The 16157-nt window shown below is 39.9% G+C and carries 16 protein-coding genes and 1 pseudogene; 9 read left to right on the top strand and 8 right to left on the bottom strand.

Annotation, left to right across the window (positions count from 1 at the left end; translation table 11 throughout):
• The 3 genes from FTU05_RS15695 to FTU05_RS15685 form a co-directional block, all read left to right on the top strand.
• Nucleotides 1-96, top strand: a 96-nt coding sequence (locus FTU05_RS15695) for a transposase domain-containing protein (RefSeq protein ID WP_130075492.1), incomplete at its 5' end; no start/stop codon positions are given.
• A 144-nt stretch (nt 97-240) separates the two neighbouring features.
• Nucleotides 241-1590 carry an Ig-like domain-containing protein gene (locus FTU05_RS15690; protein WP_180165948.1) on the top strand — a complete coding sequence of 450 codons (1350 nt, stop codon included), beginning with the start codon at nt 241-243 and terminating at the stop codon, nt 1588-1590.
• Nucleotides 1591-1842: 252 nt separating this feature from the next.
• The gene (locus tag FTU05_RS15685) at nt 1843-2760 is read left to right on the top strand and encodes an alpha/beta fold hydrolase (protein WP_373685322.1); all 918 of its coding nucleotides are present in this window, start codon (nt 1843-1845) and stop codon (nt 2758-2760) included.
• Nucleotides 2761-2838: 78 nt separating this feature from the next.
• Here the strand turns inward: FTU05_RS15685 and FTU05_RS15680 are convergent, their stop codons facing one another.
• Nucleotides 2839-3708, bottom strand: a complete 870-nt coding sequence (locus tag FTU05_RS15680) for a DUF2797 domain-containing protein (RefSeq protein WP_078189198.1) — start codon at nt 3706-3708, stop codon at nt 2839-2841.
• Nucleotides 3709-3742: 34 nt separating this feature from the next.
• On the opposite strand from FTU05_RS15680, the gene FTU05_RS15675 reads away from it, so the two are divergent.
• Nucleotides 3743-4213, top strand: coding sequence for a DUF6231 family protein (locus FTU05_RS15675; RefSeq protein ID WP_180165946.1), 471 nt, complete (start codon nt 3743-3745; stop codon nt 4211-4213).
• Between the two features lie 112 nt (nt 4214-4325).
• Nucleotides 4326-4952 carry a YidB family protein gene (locus tag FTU05_RS15670; RefSeq protein WP_180165944.1) on the top strand — a complete coding sequence of 209 codons (627 nt, stop codon included), beginning with the start codon at nt 4326-4328 and terminating at the stop codon, nt 4950-4952.
• A 99-nt stretch (nt 4953-5051) separates the two neighbouring features.
• On the opposite strand, the gene FTU05_RS15665 is transcribed toward FTU05_RS15670, so the two are convergent.
• The 3 genes from FTU05_RS15665 to FTU05_RS15655 are packed head-to-tail and all read right to left on the bottom strand — an operon-like array spanning nt 5052 to nt 7007.
• Complete coding sequence (locus FTU05_RS15665; RefSeq protein WP_168378601.1) at nt 5052-5660, bottom strand: OB-fold-containig protein; 609 nt, start codon at nt 5658-5660, stop codon at nt 5052-5054.
• A 16-nt stretch (nt 5661-5676) separates the two neighbouring features.
• Nucleotides 5677-6003, bottom strand: a complete 327-nt coding sequence (locus FTU05_RS15660; RefSeq protein ID WP_078188656.1) for a Rieske (2Fe-2S) protein — start codon at nt 6001-6003, stop codon at nt 5677-5679.
• Complete coding sequence (locus FTU05_RS15655; protein WP_078188655.1) at nt 6003-7007, bottom strand: adenosine kinase; 1005 nt, start codon at nt 7005-7007, stop codon at nt 6003-6005. The genes FTU05_RS15660 and FTU05_RS15655 overlap by 1 nt, the downstream gene beginning before the upstream one ends.
• A 277-nt stretch (nt 7008-7284) precedes the next feature.
• Between FTU05_RS15655 and FTU05_RS15650 the strand changes: the two genes are divergently transcribed.
• The 4 genes from FTU05_RS15650 (at nt 7285) to FTU05_RS15635 (ending at nt 12932) form a co-directional block, all read left to right on the top strand.
• Nucleotides 7285-7734 (top strand): GNAT family N-acetyltransferase, encoded by a 450-nt coding sequence (locus tag FTU05_RS15650; protein WP_078188654.1) that lies wholly within the window; start codon nt 7285-7287, stop codon nt 7732-7734.
• Nucleotides 7735-7901: 167 nt separating this feature from the next.
• Nucleotides 7902-8675 carry a hypothetical protein gene (locus FTU05_RS15645; protein WP_180165942.1) on the top strand — a complete coding sequence of 258 codons (774 nt, stop codon included), beginning with the start codon at nt 7902-7904 and terminating at the stop codon, nt 8673-8675.
• Between the two features lie 141 nt (nt 8676-8816).
• Complete coding sequence (locus FTU05_RS15640; protein ID WP_180165940.1) at nt 8817-11756, top strand: insulinase family protein; 2940 nt, start codon at nt 8817-8819, stop codon at nt 11754-11756.
• An 18-nt stretch (nt 11757-11774) separates the two neighbouring features.
• A complete protein-coding gene (locus FTU05_RS15635) occupies nt 11775-12932 on the top strand; it encodes a phospholipase A (protein ID WP_180004659.1) in 1158 nt (385 codons plus the stop codon).
• A gap of 378 nt (nt 12933-13310) precedes the next feature.
• On the opposite strand, the gene FTU05_RS15630 is transcribed toward FTU05_RS15635, so the two are convergent.
• From FTU05_RS15630 to FTU05_RS15615, 4 genes and pseudogenes are all read right to left on the bottom strand, one after another.
• Entirely contained in the window at nt 13311-14648 is a 1338-nt protein-coding gene (locus FTU05_RS15630) for a TrkH family potassium uptake protein (protein ID WP_180165938.1), read from the bottom strand.
• A gap of 52 nt (nt 14649-14700) precedes the next feature.
• Nucleotides 14701-15360 carry a TrkA family potassium uptake protein gene (locus FTU05_RS15625; protein ID WP_078188649.1) on the bottom strand — a complete coding sequence of 220 codons (660 nt, stop codon included), beginning with the start codon at nt 15358-15360 and terminating at the stop codon, nt 14701-14703.
• 173 nt (nt 15361-15533) lie between these two features.
• Nucleotides 15534-15932: a hypothetical protein gene (locus FTU05_RS15620; RefSeq protein ID WP_180165936.1), complete on the bottom strand. Its 399-nt coding sequence runs from the start codon at nt 15930-15932 to the stop codon at nt 15534-15536.
• 135 nt (nt 15933-16067) lie between these two features.
• Nucleotides 16068-16157, bottom strand: a pseudogene (locus tag FTU05_RS15615) (IS5/IS1182 family transposase); the annotation flags it as partial.

Genomic DNA, 16157 nt, shown 5'->3' with positions numbered 1-16157 from the left:
GCCTATTTAAGTGATGTGCTGAAAAGGCTGCCGACACACAAAGTGACCCAAATTGAAGAATTGCTGCCGCACTGCTGGAAACCTGAATCGAATTAAAAATTGGTATGGGATTCAGCGGACGCTTACAGAAAAACTTTTAAAAACAAAGATTAAATAAAATTGACTATTTGAATAATTCTCTTAAATTGAGTTTGGGAAGGCAGTTTCCTAAAAAATATAATGATGTGATTTGAGGGTGTTATGCAAAAGATGAATCATTTAAACGGTATTTTAAAAAATATTTTGGGGCAAGTTGAAATAAAGCAGTTGCTGATTCAGGGGAAATCACAGCATCAGCATATTCCCTCAACACCAGAAGTGACAGGACTAAATGACCTTTTAACTGGCACGGCAGAGCCAAAAACATGGGTGATCATTTCGGTCGGTGAAACTGTTACACGTGTCAAAGTGGATAAACAAGGACATTGGCAGATTGAAAATCCACTTAAAGAGGGCGGAGTTGCTACAATTTATGCAGTAAATTATCATGGCTTACACTCAGAGGCAATAATGATTGCTCCAATGGCAGAGCCAATTGTACTGCCGAAGATGCCAGAAATTCTGGAAAAAGGTGAATATTTGGTTGGTAAAGCTGATGCAGGAAATACGGTGGTTGTGACCTATGGTGAGCAAGAGTTTATAACAGTTGCTGATGAAAATGGCGATTGGTCGATGCTCAATCCTTTAACGACCACAGGTGCAATAAGTGTTGTGGCAATTGATCAGGACGGTAATCGTTCTGAGGCGTTGCATACAGCGCAAATCATTTTACCGCAAGCTGTTACGATTTTAGAGTCTGGCGCGGTGATATCGGGTACTGCCGCACCAAATACAACTGTTGTGATTGAGTCGGATCAAGCTGTGTATCGTATTCAGGTCGATGAAAATGGCGCTTGGTCAATAGAAAACCCAGTGGCAAATGGTGGCACGTTGATGATTGTTGTGGAAGATCAATTTGGTCAGCAATCTCCTGCGATTGGCTTGGCATTTCCATTTATTCAGACCCCGCCTGAAAATCCAAGCTATGTACTACCAGCACCAGAAGTGACGCTAAATAGTGAAAAACTCGAAGGCAATGCATTTCAACAGGCTAAAATCATTGTGACAGCCAATGGTCAAGATTACGTGACCTATGCCAATGAAAGTGGTTTCTGGTCGATGGATAACCCGATTCAAAATGGCGGCTTTGCAACAATCGTAGCTGAAGATAGCCGAGGTGTTCAATCGCCTGAAATCTCAATAGCTAAACTGATACTTGCACAACCTGAATCATCTGCTGAGCTTACAGAGATTTTATTGGTCAGTGATGAACTGAGTGATGAACAAAGTGAAAACCAAATTGATAGTCCAAATGAGCCTATTCAGGCTGTGATCAATCTAGATACGCTTTTACAGGATGCGAATGAAGTCCCAATTGTATTGCATACCGATGAACAGGATTTGATCGCATTGAGCAGAGACGTTTCAAATCCGCCCTCTATGCTGCCTGCGTTTGAATATTCAAGCTTACTCATTGAAGCTCCACTGACACCGTCTGATTGGCTTGCTTAGAAATATGAACCAGCTTTCGAGCTGGTTTTTTTTGACTTAAATTGACAGATATAATTTTTATTTAAAAGATTTGGCAAATGAAATATCGACTCTAGCATCGTAGATTGGTGTTCTCAAAAAAATAATATGAAGAAGAAATAACTCATCACGACAAGGATTAAGCGGATGACATCTCTGTATATGCTTCAATTTAAGCGTTTAAAGAACTGGTTATTGCGATGGATGGATCATTATTTTAAGCACATGATACTGATGCTACTAACGATTTGCGTTGCTAGTAGTATTCAAGCTGCCGAACTGAACTTTAAAAATGTTCTAGAGCAGGAAAGAGCTTGGGCGGGCTTGACCAGTAAAAAAGTCAAAAATAATGAAATCGAATGGACATACAGTGAAGGGGGAAATCCACAAAAACCGACGCTGCTGTTGCTGCATGGTTTGTCAGGCACGCGTGATAATTGGAACCGCGTTGCCCGTTATTTAACGCCAAATTATCATGTCATTATTCCTGATCTGCCAGCACATGGAGAAACTATTGTCGCAGATCAATTTGATCTATCGATTCCAAATTTAACTGAAAAATTACGACGATTTATTGATGCTACAAAGTTAGACCCAAATTTACATATCGCAGGGCATTCGATGGGTGGTGCAATTGCCATGCTCTATAGCGCTCAGTATCCCTTAGAAGTGAAATCTTTATTGTTGGTGGATTCGGCTGGTGTCTTTAAGTTGAGCAATACAGCGTATCTAAAAGATACGGCAAAGCTTGCAGAGCTAGTGGTCAGAAAAACTGGTGATTTTGATCGCGTGATGAAGATCGTGATGCAATCCCCGCCTTTTATTCCACAAGAATTAAAAACTGGGCAAGAAAAGTTGATGATCGTTCAGTCTAAACAAACAAATAAAATGGTGGAGCAACTGCAAAAAATGGCGACCTTGTATACGCCAGAGTCCTTTGCTTTGGCTGCACGAGGCATTGATGCACCTGTGTTTATTATCTGGGGGAAGCAAGATCAGATTATCAATGTTGAAGTAGCAGAAGAACTGAGACGCTTATTTAAAAAAGCCGAAAAGCCTCTGATTTTAGACCATGTTGGTCATATGCCTATCTTAGAAGCGGAGCAGTTAATGGCGTTGCCATATTTAAAGTTTCTTTCAACTGTTCAATGAATAAAATCGGTAAAGTGGGTGAAAAAAAAAGCGAGAAATATCTCGCTTTTTAAACTTAATTAGACACGTTGAGTTGATTTAAGTACGTACTTTAATTTCATAGCCCGTGTATTTACGAATATTGATCACACCGGTATCCAAAATCAGATACTGACCTTTAATCCCTTGTAATTTTCCTCGAATAATTGGGGTTTTGTCCAAATTATGCGATTTGATTTTTTCAGGATATTCATCTACAGGGTAGATAAATTGGCGTGGCAATTCATCTTCTAGCAGTTCAACTGTTTCATTAAACTCTAAATTTTGGCTAAACTCTTCGCGAATGGTCTGAATTTTTGGTGCGAATTCTTCTACCAATTGGTCGCGAATTTCGATCAGATTGATCGGTTCTGCTTCGCCTTTGAGTAATTTACGCCAATCAGTTTTATCGGCCACTTGCGTACCAAACATGACTTCAAGCTGACCAGATAAACGACGTGAACCTACTTTCATAATAGGCAAAGCTTGCGTCGCACCTTGGTCGAGCCAACGTGTAGGCATTTGACCCAAGCGGGTAATCCCGACTTTTAAGGCACTCGAATTGGCTAAATAGACAATATGCGGTTGAAAGCAAACTTCATGGGCAAAATCATCTTCACGACAAGTCCCGAGATGATAATGACAGGTTTCAGGCTTCATGATGCACATATCACAAGAAGCCTTAGTCTTCATGCATTTGAAGCAATGACCTTGTGAATATGATTTAGGCGTTTTTGCGCCGCAAGAAATGCAGTAGATATTTCCAGTGGCTTCGATTTCAATTTCTTGACCAAGGCTAAACGGTAGATCAACTTCTGAGCGATCTAGAATAAATTTATACTCAACATTTGCCTTGTGTGTATGTTGATCAGTTACACTAAGGTCTTTAAGACCTGCATGCATTTTATGGCAAATGCCTTGTAGTTCCATACGAATACTCACTTCATTATTAAGGATGCGGTCAATGGCTGAACAAAATGTCATCACTTCTATGCTAGACGATTTGTCAAAAGAGCAGCCCATTTCAACCGCAATCTGTATTGGTCAGGATCTTGAGCAATACAATCAATTTCATCCAATTCAATGGCAACATTTTAACGTAACTGAGTTTTTAAATCTGCCTTTTACCCAGCGTTTTGACCTTGGATTTGTGATTCTTGATACTGAATCGATGTTGAGTTTGGATCAGCAGCAGAAAACTCAGATGTTGGTAAAATTGCGTGACCTATTTGCCAAACGCATCGTGGTGGTGAGTAAATTACACGATGAACAATTATTACGAGCTTTAGGCTTTACTCAGCTCATTGATAAAACCACACATGAAAGTGATTTTGCTTTATGGCAGTTTAATATTTTGACTTATAAACATATTCCAGATTGGTTTAATTCTAAATTTTGGGCAAATCCTGAAAACTGGGATAAATTCCGTTGGTAACAAATACTTAGCCTGAGAGAAATTGCAAAAATTAACAAACATTTATGATAAATTTGTCTTTTCCCACGTATGCTGTATTTAAGTATATCTAGGTTTCACTGGGAAAAATAAAATGACAAATTTAAATAATATTGTTGAGATTTTAGCAAAACAGGCCCTTGGTGGTGCAAACAATCAAAATCAACAAGGTGGCTTGGGCGGTATTTTAGGTTCGGTGCTGGGTCAATTGGGCGCAAATGCAGGCACTCAAAATACCCAAACCAATGCTCAAAACCAAGCGGGTGGTTTGGGTGGAATTCTAGGCTCTGTGTTGGGTCAACTGGGTGGTGCAGCGCAGCCGCAGCAACGTAGTAGCGGTGGTAATGTATCAACCATGTTAATAGCAGTGTTACCTCTGGTGCTGGCTTGGATTCAAAAACAAGGTGGCCTACAAGGTGCTTTGGATAAATTACGTGGACAGGGCTTGAGCAGTCAGGTTGATGATTGGGTATCTACAGGCCCTGGCGATAATGCCGCTGTGAATAATCAACAAGTACAAAATTTATTTGATGATGCCGAAGTGGAGCAAGTTGCACAAGAAACTCAAACTCAGAAACAAGATGTGTACAGTGCAATTTCAACAGTATTGCCGCAAATTATTGACTCATTGACGCCACAAGCTGGGCAAACCAATCAGCAAGAAGCGAATGCTGATATTCAACAAGTGATGAATTTGGTCTCAGGTTTCCTGAAGCGTTAATCACAATATCATTTGATGGTATTTGATTGAATAAAAGCCAGAGAATTCTGGCTTTTTTATGGCTTGAAAAATGATAACAATGTGTCGCTAAGATTGTCACTAGGATGGATTAAATAGACGGTTCGACACACTGATTTTTTTGCCAATATAGTGTGATTTTTTTTGACGAATCAAAATGATTTTCGACTGAAATTCTAACTCACCAAACTCTGGCTCAACTTGCACATAATGTAGTTGACCAAACTCATCACGCACACGCGCTTGAGCTGAAAAGCCGGGACGGGCATTTCCACTAGAAATGGTTGCTAGACGACCCAGTAGGTTAACGGTTTGTTTTTTATATTTGGGCGGGACAACCTGATCCAAACAATGAATCATAAATACCGTAAAGAAAATGGCAATAATCAACGCAGGTAAAATAAGATAATAAGCAGGAACGAATTGACCTTCTTTGGCGTGGATACAGAACTGAAGTACATAGCCTGCAAAGCTAAAATTCATCAATAGGAAAAACAAAATCAGAGTCTTGGAAAATTTGACATTCAATAATGCCAATTCTTGTATGCGCTGTGGGGCGATTCTTTTTAAAACTTGGCTAGGACTAATATTGATGTAATAGCCAATGGTTTCAACCATGCCCAATAACAGTACGGCCAATAAACTTAAATGAAAGGGTATTAAGTTATAGTCTGTTAAAAATGCGGACATGGTTGTATTCCAGTGTTTATTCTTCTGTGAGGTAGATTCCACCATCAGAATGCACGTTAATGTTCACTTTTTCAAGGGCTTGACCTTGGCATGGGCCAGAAATACATTCCCCAGATTCGACCATAAACAGTGCGCCATGTGTTGAGCACTCAATAAATTCTTGGTCACGATCTAGAAACTGATTTTCAAGAAACTCAAGTTCCACGTGCAAGTGTGGGCAGTTATTTTGATAAGCGTAAAACATGCCATCACGTTGGGTGATAAAAATCGTTTCACCTTCAGGCGTTTCGAATGATCGTGCTTCACGTTCAGGCACATCATCCGTCATGCAAATTTTAAACATTAAGCACATTCCTTCTGAAATGATTGTAAAAGCTGAGCATAGTCTTCAACTGCTAGGCGTGGACCAAACTGAGCCACAACCTCACTTGAGATCAAGATGGCAAGTTCAGCAGCCGTTTGATAGTCATGACCTGCATTGAGTGCATATAGGAAAGCACCAGCAAAAGCATCACCAGCACCATTGGTATCTACTGCGGTAACTTTACGACCTGGCACGGTAAATGTTGCGGCTTCATTATGGATTAAGGCACCTTTGGCACTTAATGTAATGACAATGTGTTTGCTTAGTGATTGCAATTTAGCAAGCGCAGCATCTAAATGATCTGTTTCTGTGTACATCAGCGCTTCTTGTTCATTACAGAACAATAAGTCCACGCCATCATCGAGTAGCTCATCCAGACCTTGACGTGCATATTGCACCATTGCTGGATCAGATAAGGTCAATGCAATTTGTACCCCATTGGCTTTGGCGATTTGACGTGCTTGTTTTACCGCAAGACGTGCGCTGTCTGATGTTGAAAGATAACCTTCGATATATAACCATTTCGCAGTATTTAAGCTGCCAAAATCAATTTGGCTATCAGTCAATTCCGCAGTAATACCGAGGTAAGTATGCATCGTACGTTCAGAATCAGGGCTGACCAATACCATACATGTGCCAGTTACACCTTCACTGATTGATTGAGTTGCAGTTTGGATGCCAGCGTCGTTTAAACCATTTAGGTAAATTTGACCTAAGTCATCATTGCCGACACGACAACCATAAAATGCAGTTCCGCCTAAAGCACTAAAAGCAACCGTTGTATTTGCTGCAGAACCACCAGAAGCTTGACCTTTATATTCTTGAGTGGCTTTTAGATTGTTATAAAGGGCTGCTTGAGTATCGCCATCTGTCAGTTGCATCGTACCTTTTTGCAGATTGTGTTGAATTAGGAATTCGTCAGAGACTTTAAATTCTTGGTCAATAAGTGCATTACCAATTGCAAAAAGGTCAACAGTTGCCATGTTGTATGTTCACATCAAAAAAATGAAAGTGCTAAGTTTACACGAATGCTCAGGATTGCTGTAGTTTGTTGAAGAAAATTCAATTAAAGGACAAGTGTGTATAAAAATCGGGCAAATTCATTATATTTTTACATTTTTTTTGAATTAGTTGCCGTTTTAATCAGCTTTGCTATTGTGCAAATCGAAAAATTTTACTTTTATAGAGCTATAGGGTGTTCAGACTGAATCAAGATGATTTGGTCATCATAAATAGATAACAGATTAAAAGTGTGAATATATGGAAATTACGATTCGTCCAGCAGAGCAACTTCCTGCTCAAATCGAAAATATTGCTGCTTTGGCGCAGCATGAAGGCTATACATTTATACACCGTTTAATTGAAGAATATCAAAGTGGTAAAAATCGTTTTGACCAAACGGGTGAGCAATTATTGCTTGCTTATGATGGCGATAAATTGATTGCTTGTGGCGGTTTAAATCAGCAATGGGGTGATACTGGTGTAGAAGAACGGATTGGTCGAGTTCGCCGTTTCTATGTGCATCCGCAGTACCGTCAGCATGGCGTGGGTAAGCAGCTATTGGTGGAATTGGAAAAGGGTGCGAAAAAGCATTTTTCTGCACTGTGCTTAAATACAGAACTTAAAAATGCTGCAAAATTCTATCAAAAGCAGAATTATGTCTATGTTGAAAGTCATCCAAATTATAATTATTTTAAATATCTAGTTTAGTTTTAAATCCACAAATAGACAGTAAATGTAGTTAATGAAGCATTCGATATCGGGTGCTTTTTTTATTTGGTAATTCTAAAAAAGAGTGCGTTATTTTAAGCAAAATTTTAAGCAAAAATTCATTTCAGTTATCGAAGATATAAGCATCAAAATAACTGCATAGAGTAATGCATATGCAAGTGCATGAACTACAAGACTACGTTAAAAAAGTCCCCCAGATTACCGCGCTGTTTTGGTTGACCAAAATTTTTGCGACCACCTTTGGTGAAACCAGTGGTGATGCACTGTCCATGTCCTTAAATTTGGGCTATTTACTCAGTACCTTTATTTTCGCAGGCATATTTATCAGTCTGCTGTATTTTCAAATACAGTCCAAAGCCTATAAACCTTATTTATATTGGGCCACGATTATTGCCAGTACTACGGTCGGTACGACTTTAGCGGATTTTGTAGATCGTTCTTTAGGGATTGGCTACTTGGGTGGTAGTTTGCTGTTACTGAGTTTGGTGCTCGTATCGCTTTTTAGTTGGTATCGAGTCGAAGGCTCGATCAATCCAAGCGTGGTGAATTTGCCGCGAACACAGATCTTTTATTGGTTGACGATTACATTTTCTCAAACGCTAGGTACAGCTTTGGGGGACTGGACTTCCGATAGTGCAGGATTAGGCTATAGCGGTGGTATATGGCTATTTGGTGGTCTAATCGTATTGATGGCGTTGTTGTATTTTTTTAGTCGGGTCTCAAAGACGATTTTATTTTGGGCTACTTTTGTTTTGACACGTCCATTGGGCGCAGTTGTCGGCGATTTTTTAGATAAGCCCATCAGTTCAGGTGGATTGGACCTAAGTCGCTTTATGGCTTCTTTTGTATTGTTATTGGCGATTGTGATTTGCGTCTATTGGTCAACACGAAATGATAGGCAATCCATAAAATCTGTCTAAATGTTTTAGTGCGAAAACAAGTGATTTTTAAAATTAAAGTTCAAGTTGATTAAAACAGTTGGAAATGTTGTTTCGGTGAATCTAGTTGTGATTTTTTAAGGTATACTTTGCCTAATTTAAATGAATAGATTAGGAGCACACATGACTGTAGATGTCACTGAAACCATTTCTCAAACTGTACATCCCGCGTTTCAGTTGATTCGTCAACATCATGTTGAAGCTTTAGACATTTTAGTGTCTGAATATAAACACAAAGTGACTGGCGCAGTGCATTATCACTTAGCCACAAACCATGACGAAAACGTATTTTTAGTTGCCTTCCGTACGCAGCCTATGGATTCAAAAGGTGAGGCGCATATTCTTGAGCATACGGCACTGTGTGGCTCAGAAAAGTTCCCTGTACGTGACCCATTCTTTTTAATGATTCGTCGTTCACTCAATACGTTTATGAACGCGTTTACCGCAGCTGATTGGACGGCATATCCATTTGCAACGCAAAACAAAAAAGATTTCCAAAACTTATTAGAAGTTTATATGGATGCTGCTTTTGCTGCGAATTTGAACCCACTTGATTTTGCGCAAGAAGGGATTCGTATTGAGCTAGAAAATGGCGAAGCTGTATATAAAGGCGTGGTATTTAATGAAATGAAAGGTGCAATGAGTTCACCTTCAGATCAGTTGTATCACCAACTTGCCCATCATTTATTCCCAGAAACGACATATCATTACAACTCAGGTGGTGATCCGAAAGACATTCCTGACTTAAGCTATGAAGAGCTTGTAAGTTTCTACAAATCACATTATCACCCAAGTAATGCCGTGTTCATGACTTTTGGTAATGAGCCTGCTTATAACTTACAAGAACAGTTTGAAACGCTTGCTTTGTCAAAATTTGAAAAAGGTCAAACGCTGTATTCAAAACCTGAGCGTCGTTTAACTGCGCCTGTAACTGTAACTGAAACGTATGCAGTTGATGCTGAAGACCTCAAAGACAAAACCTATCATGTGCTTTCTTGGTTATTGCCTGAAGCAAGTAATATTAAATTACGTTTAGGTATGCGTTTGGTTGAGGGGGTATTGCTTGAAGATTCTGCTTCACCATTACGTCATTACTTAGAAACCTGTGGTTATGCACAGTCGACTGGTCCATTTATGGGCGTAGATGACTCAAACTATGAAATGACGTTCTACTGTGCAATTCAAGGTTCAAACCCTGAGCATGCAGAACAATTTAAAAATGGCGTGTTTAAAGTATTAGAAGACGTTGCGGCCAAGCCTGTTGATCCGACTTTAGTTGAGGCGATTTTGCATCAGATTGAATTGCATCAGCGTGAAATCAATGGTGATGGTACACCATATGGCCTAAGCTTAATTCTGAATGGTTTAAGCAGTGCGATTCACCATTCAGACCCTGTGGATGTCTGGGATGTGGATACGGCCATTGAACAAGTGAAGGAAGAGTTGAAAGACCCAATGTGGTTATCTAACTTAATCAAAACTTACTTGCTTGATAATCAACATCGTGTGCAATTAACTTTGGTTCCAGATGCTGAAAAAAATGCGTTAGAAGCGGCAGCAGAAAAAGCACGTTTAAAAGAAATTGATGCGAACTTAACTGAAGCGCAAAAAGCAGAGATTATTGCGCAGACTGAAGCACTGAACATTCGTCAAGATACCCCAGATGATTTGAACCTATTGCCTAAAGTAGGTTTAGAAGACGTTCCTGCACAATTACAGGTTGTACAAGGTCAATTACGCGAAATTATCAGTAATGGCTTGGATACGCCGTTAAATCTTTACCACGCAGGCACCAATGGTCTTTATTACCAACAAGTTTTGATTCAGATTCCTGATGAAGTGGTGCAATCGCCGTATTTCAACCTCTTGTCGATTTTGATGGGTGAAGTTGGTGCAGGTGAATACGATTACTTAGAGCTACAACAGTTGCAAACAGCTGTGAGTGGTGGTTTAGGTATGGGTGCATCGCTGCGTTCAAAAGTGGACGATAAAGGTCAAATTAGTGCTTGGCTGACTCTAACCACCAAATCATTGGTGAATAATCTTGAAGCTATTCGCTTATTGAAATTGGCTTTTGAACAGCTACGTTTTGATGAAAAAAATCGTATCGTAGAGTTATTGCAACAACGTAAAGCACGTTGGCAGTCACGTGTATCTGGTTCTGGTCATAGTTATGCAATGCAAATTGCAGGTCGTCAACATAGTGCATTGGCGCTACGTGATTATCATAATACAGGCCTAGGCGCGCTGAACTGGTTGTCAGAACTTGTCAGCAAAATTGAGCAAGACGACACGGCTTATAATGCCTTGATTGATGAGCTTAAGTTAATTCACAACCGTTTGCTTAAAGCACCAAAACAATTCTTGGTGGTGTGTGAAGAACATCATTCAGACCGATTGGTTGAGGAAGTTCAAACCATTTGGGATAAAGTGGCGATTGATGATAACCCACATGATTTAACTCAAGTGAATTTTGCAGATAGCAACAATGACGAAGCTTGGCTCATTCAAGCCAATGTTCAGTTCTGCGCTTCAGCATATCCTGCGGTGGAAGTGTCGCATCCTGATGCAGCACCTTTAATGATTTTGGCGGCTTATTTGCGTAATGGCTTCTTGCATAGCGCGATTCGTGAAAAAGGTGGTGCTTATGGTGGTGGTGCAAGCTATGACGGCAATGCATGTTCATTCCGTTTCTATAGCTACCGTGACCCACGTTTAGCTGAAACGTTTAAAGATTTTGACGCAAGTGTGCAGTGGCTACTGAATGCTGAACAACAACCTCATCAGCTAGAAGAAGCGATTTTGGGTCTAATTGCCAGCATGGATAAACCGGGGTCACCAGCGGGTGAAGCCATTACAGCTTGTTATGCTTTATTGCATAAACGCACGCCAGCTTTCCGTCAAATGTTACGTGAACGTCTGTTGAATGTGACTTTGGATGATCTAAAACGTGTTGCTGTGGCGTACTTGGTTGAACAACAACCGACAAAAGCTGTGGTTGCACCCGTGGCGAAGCGAGAGGCTTTGGTTGAGCTTGGTTTCGAAATAAAACAAGTGAATTAAAACAAAAAAGGGGTTTTTATGGCGTTCAAATCTCTTGAGCGTACGACATTGCAACTGAGCCTCATTGCGCTCAGTTCAATGTATGTCAATACTGTAAATGCACAAAATGCGGAAGTGGCTGTTAAACCAGCTACCGCTGAAGCATGTGTGGCACTTGAGTCAAATGCAGAGCGATTATCGTGTTATGACGCTTTGTTTAAAGTGCAACCTGCTGAAAAAGAAATGTTGGTTTCTGAGCGCCAAGCCGCCCAAGAAATTAAACCTGAGCCGACTGAAAAGCTGACTTTGAAAGAAAAAGTCAGTCATGCGTTTACGGACCGTTTATTTGCTGTAGAAGCACCGAACCTCAATCCAAATCTTTCATTATTGGATAGTCGTTGGGAGCTTTCTCCAGAAAGTAAATTGGGAACATGGAATATTCGCGGCTATCAACCTGTGTATTTAATGCCGGGATATTGGACATCGGATAAAAATGAACGTCCATCTAGCCCGAATGAAAATAACACGGTACAAGCCGATCAGGAACAAAACCTAAAATCGATGGAAGCCAAGTTCCAATTGTCATTAAAAACCAAAGCTGTTGAAAACTTATTTGGTGATAATGGTGATATCTGGTTGGGCTATACCCAGTCTTCTCGTTGGCAAGTCTACAACGAAGACGAATCACGACCATTCCGTGAAACCAACTATGAACCTGAAGCTAGTCTGGTTTTTCGTACCAACTATGAACTCTTAGGTTTGAATTGGCGTATGTTGGGTCTAACCTTTAACCATCAGTCTAATGGACGTTCTGATCCCTTATCGCGGAGTTGGAACCGTGTCATGTTAAATCTAGGATTTGAACGTGACAATTTTGCACTGATGTTACGTCCTTGGTATCGTTTCGAAGAAGATACCAAAGATGATAACAACCCTGACATTACCGATTATGTGGGACGTGGGGATTTAACAGCGTTTTATCGTCATAAAGATCATGACTTTAGTTTGATGTTACGTCATTCATTGAAAGGTGGTGATGATTCACATGGTGCGGTGCAGTTCGATTGGACTTTCCCAATCAATGGTAAATTACGCGGCACAGTTCAATTGTTTGATGGCTATGGTGAAAGCCTGATTGACTATAACCATCGGGCAACCTATGTCGGTGTCGGTGTGTCATTAATGAATTGGTTTTAATGATTGCTCAATAATTAATTTACGGACGTAAAAGTAATTTCGCATTTTTAAGATGCTTTTAAGTCTAATCGACGGAGTCTTATATCTAGGGATTGAATAAAGGGATTAGCCTTCGGCTGGAGGTACTTTTGTTTAGGCAAAAGTACCCAAAACCATTGTCATCCGCAAAACTCGCTCTCTAGCGTCTATTTACTTAAAGTATCGCAAAAACATTTTTGATTAGAAGTCATCCTGTCTCAAACACTTGCGGATGACCTTACCGCGTATCGTTCTTTCATTTGAATCAAATTACGCTACTGATGTTACATAGTAACATCAGTAAATAAAAAAACCATGCTATGGCGTGGTTTTTTTTATGGCGGAGAGAAAATGTACAAATCAACCGATTTGGATCTCAGAAGGTGGGTGTTTTAAGCGACTCTTCTTCGGTGTAGCAATCAGATAAGCCAGTGTTAAGGGGCCAAGACGGCCTGCGAACATTAATAACATCAGGGCGACTAAACTGGCGGGTTGTAAGTTACTGGTAATGCCACGAGATAGACCAACGGTGCAGGCAGCGGATACTGCTTCAAAGAGTAAGTCTAAAAAGCGTTTGTCAGGCTCTAGTAATAATAGACTGAAAAAACCAATGAAAATCAACGTAACAGTAATGAAAATTACCGCTAATGCTTTAAAGGTGGTTTTTTCTGAAACAGAGTGGTTAAACACACGCAGTTCATCTTCACGTCTTAAAAAACTGACCACACTGAGTACAACAATAATAAACGTCCCGACTTTGATGCCACCAGCTGTACTGAGAGAACCACCTCCAATAAACATCAGTAACATCGTGACGAGTGATGATGCATCGCTCATGCTTTCCATAGGTAAGCTGTTAAAACCGGATGAACGTGGAACCGTTGCATGGAACCAAGCATTTAGGGCTTGATCACCTAGTGACATCGTGGCTAAGGTTGCAGCATTATTGGCTTCTAATAACCAAATGGTGATGAAGGCAAAGACATTTAAGCCTGCAATGGTCGATAAAATCAGCTTGCTATTGGTGCTGAGTTTTTTCCAACTTTTATTGCGCTTAATGTCCATCAGTACCAAAAAGCCGATACCACCGATGATATAAAGCATACTGATGGTAAATGTAATGAAATAACGGTCAGCGAAGCTCATTAAACTATTGGGAAATAATGAAAATCCACCATTATTAAATGCTGAAACACTATAAAAGGCAGCATAAAACAGGGCCTGGTTAAAATTGTATTCTTGCATCCAAGCGATGGTCAAAATAACCGTTCCCACCATTTCAAAAAATAGCGAATAAAGCAGTACGCCTTTAATAGTCATGGTCACTTTGGCAAGGCTGGTTTGTCCAATGGTTTCTTGAGCCATAATTTGTTGTTTTAGCCCAATTTTAGGGGACAAACTCATAGCGGCCAATATCGCAAAGGTCATAAAGCCGAGACCGCCGCATTGTAGTAAACCCATAATCACGACTTTACCAAACACCGTATAGGCTTCGCCGACATTTACAACCGAAAGTCCTGTAATGGTTACGGCTGAGGTCGCTGTAAAGAGGGCATTGATCCAACTTAAATCGCCATGATGTGAATAAGGGAGTTTTAACAGCAAGGTGCCAATGATAATGAGCCCAAGAAAACCCAATGCCAAAATACTGGGTGGGCTGAGATTAATGGTATTACGCTGTTTATTGTGAAGTTTCATGTTTTTCTACTGTCATCTTGCGTGATTATGTGCAAAAGGAGCTCGACGCTGATTACAAAGTTGCTTTAAAGTGTTTAGCCAGTCGACGTAAATGTTCGAGTAAACCTTCAACCACTAAAATATCGCCTGTTTGTAAAATCAGGTTCGGATCTAAACTATATTGAAGCTCGGTGCCACGTTTATGCAGAATCGTCTTCACTTCAGGGACATGATCCATTATTTGATTTAAACGCGTGCCTTGTTGTGACTCTTTAATTTCAACTTTCACCAAATAATGGTCATCTTCGAGCACCATGTAGCGGCTCACCATCGGATAACTCAGTGACTGAGCAACACGGACACCCATATCTTCTTCAGGATGGATGATTTTGCTGATGCCTAAATGGGTTAAAATCATGTGATGCGCTTTGGACTTGGCTTTGGCCCAAATTTTGTTGATCCCCATGTTTTTAAGATGGAGCACACATAAGATGCTGGCTTCAATATCTTCACCAATTGCGACTACGACGGCTTCACAATTTTGAATATTGAGTTCTTGTAAAACGTGCTCATCTGTTGCATCAGCAATCACTGCATGGGTCAGTTGGTCCGAAATACTTTCAACAAACTTTTTGTTGCTATCGATTCCAATGACATCGTGTTTTAAACCCATGAGTTCTGTGGCTACAGTTGCGCCAAAACTTCCTAAGCCAATCACAGCGAATTGAGCCATGCCGTATTCCTAAATTATTCTAAAGTTATTGAATATGTTGATGTTAGCTTGTTCAGCCTAGAGCGGCTATGAAAATTTACATAATCCATCTAAACCGAAAAGCTCTAATTTTTAATTTCTTCAGTATTTTGATAGGCATAAAGTTCAGCAATATTGGGGCAATTATCCATAACTTATTGGTATTTAAAAATTTCATAGCCTAGTTTATTTTTTAGAATATATTGAAATTGATGCTGATCTTCTTTAATGACATTTAAGGTGGCTTTACGAACAAGTTCAGAATTGTTCTTTAAACGGTTTAAGCCATCGCATGAAAATTCACGGATGATAGCTTGAACAGATTCGGGAGCGGTTTGATCACTTAGCTCATCAAAGCGAATATAAACAATGTAATTTGGATATTGATTCAGCATTTCAGCCTGGGCGGTATAGCCGTAAATATTTTCTAGATTTTGCGTACGGGACTGATTTGGAATTTGTTTCATACTTTGACGAATCTTATCTTCCTCTTGCTTAAGTTGATAAGCCGGATATACATAAAAATATCCACCTAAACCCACAATGACGATCATAAATAAGGCATAAAAATTCAATTTTAAATATCCATTTTGTTTTATTTTCAATGGATTATAGGGTATGGTTAAATTAACAACAATGACAGCGTTGATGAATTAGGGTGTGTTGACATTTACAGCCGATAAATTGAGCTAAAGAGGCAACCATATAAATATACAAGCTAAAGCAACAGCGCTTTGATAGTTACGTTTTAGCTTATCGTATCTTGTGGCAATTCCTCT

Source organism: Acinetobacter sp. YH12049, assembly GCF_013419875.1.
Lineage (GTDB): Bacteria > Pseudomonadota > Gammaproteobacteria > Pseudomonadales > Moraxellaceae > Acinetobacter > Acinetobacter amyesii.
The sequence above is the reverse complement of the archived record's forward strand: the minus strand, read 5'-3'. Positions and strand labels throughout refer to the sequence as shown.

What these genes read in the sequence shown, in the direction of transcription:
- FTU05_RS15690 (WP_180165948.1), top strand. Translation starts at nt 241, where the DNA reads ATGCAAAAGATGAATCATTTAAACGGTATTTTAAAAAATATTTTGGGG.
- FTU05_RS15685 (WP_373685322.1), top strand. Translation starts at nt 1,843, where the DNA reads ATGCTACTAACGATTTGCGTTGCTAGTAGTATTCAAGCTGCCGAACTG.
- FTU05_RS15680 (WP_078189198.1), bottom strand. Translation starts at nt 3,708, where the DNA reads ATGGAACTACAAGGCATTTGCCATAAAATGCATGCAGGTCTTAAAGAC.
- FTU05_RS15675 (WP_180165946.1), top strand. Translation starts at nt 3,743, where the DNA reads ATGGCTGAACAAAATGTCATCACTTCTATGCTAGACGATTTGTCAAAA.
- FTU05_RS15670 (WP_180165944.1), top strand. Translation starts at nt 4,326, where the DNA reads ATGACAAATTTAAATAATATTGTTGAGATTTTAGCAAAACAGGCCCTT.
- FTU05_RS15665 (WP_168378601.1), bottom strand. Translation starts at nt 5,660, where the DNA reads ATGTCCGCATTTTTAACAGACTATAACTTAATACCCTTTCATTTAAGT.
- FTU05_RS15660 (WP_078188656.1), bottom strand. Translation starts at nt 6,003, where the DNA reads ATGTTTAAAATTTGCATGACGGATGATGTGCCTGAACGTGAAGCACGA.
- FTU05_RS15655 (WP_078188655.1), bottom strand. Translation starts at nt 7,007, where the DNA reads ATGGCAACTGTTGACCTTTTTGCAATTGGTAATGCACTTATTGACCAA.
- FTU05_RS15650 (WP_078188654.1), top strand. Translation starts at nt 7,285, where the DNA reads ATGGAAATTACGATTCGTCCAGCAGAGCAACTTCCTGCTCAAATCGAA.
- FTU05_RS15645 (WP_180165942.1), top strand. Translation starts at nt 7,902, where the DNA reads ATGCATATGCAAGTGCATGAACTACAAGACTACGTTAAAAAAGTCCCC.
- FTU05_RS15640 (WP_180165940.1), top strand. Translation starts at nt 8,817, where the DNA reads ATGACTGTAGATGTCACTGAAACCATTTCTCAAACTGTACATCCCGCG.
- FTU05_RS15635 (WP_180004659.1), top strand. Translation starts at nt 11,775, where the DNA reads ATGGCGTTCAAATCTCTTGAGCGTACGACATTGCAACTGAGCCTCATT.
- FTU05_RS15630 (WP_180165938.1), bottom strand. Translation starts at nt 14,648, where the DNA reads ATGAAACTTCACAATAAACAGCGTAATACCATTAATCTCAGCCCACCC.
- FTU05_RS15625 (WP_078188649.1), bottom strand. Translation starts at nt 15,360, where the DNA reads ATGGCTCAATTCGCTGTGATTGGCTTAGGAAGTTTTGGCGCAACTGTA.
- FTU05_RS15620 (WP_180165936.1), bottom strand. Translation starts at nt 15,932, where the DNA reads ATGATCGTCATTGTGGGTTTAGGTGGATATTTTTATGTATATCCGGCT.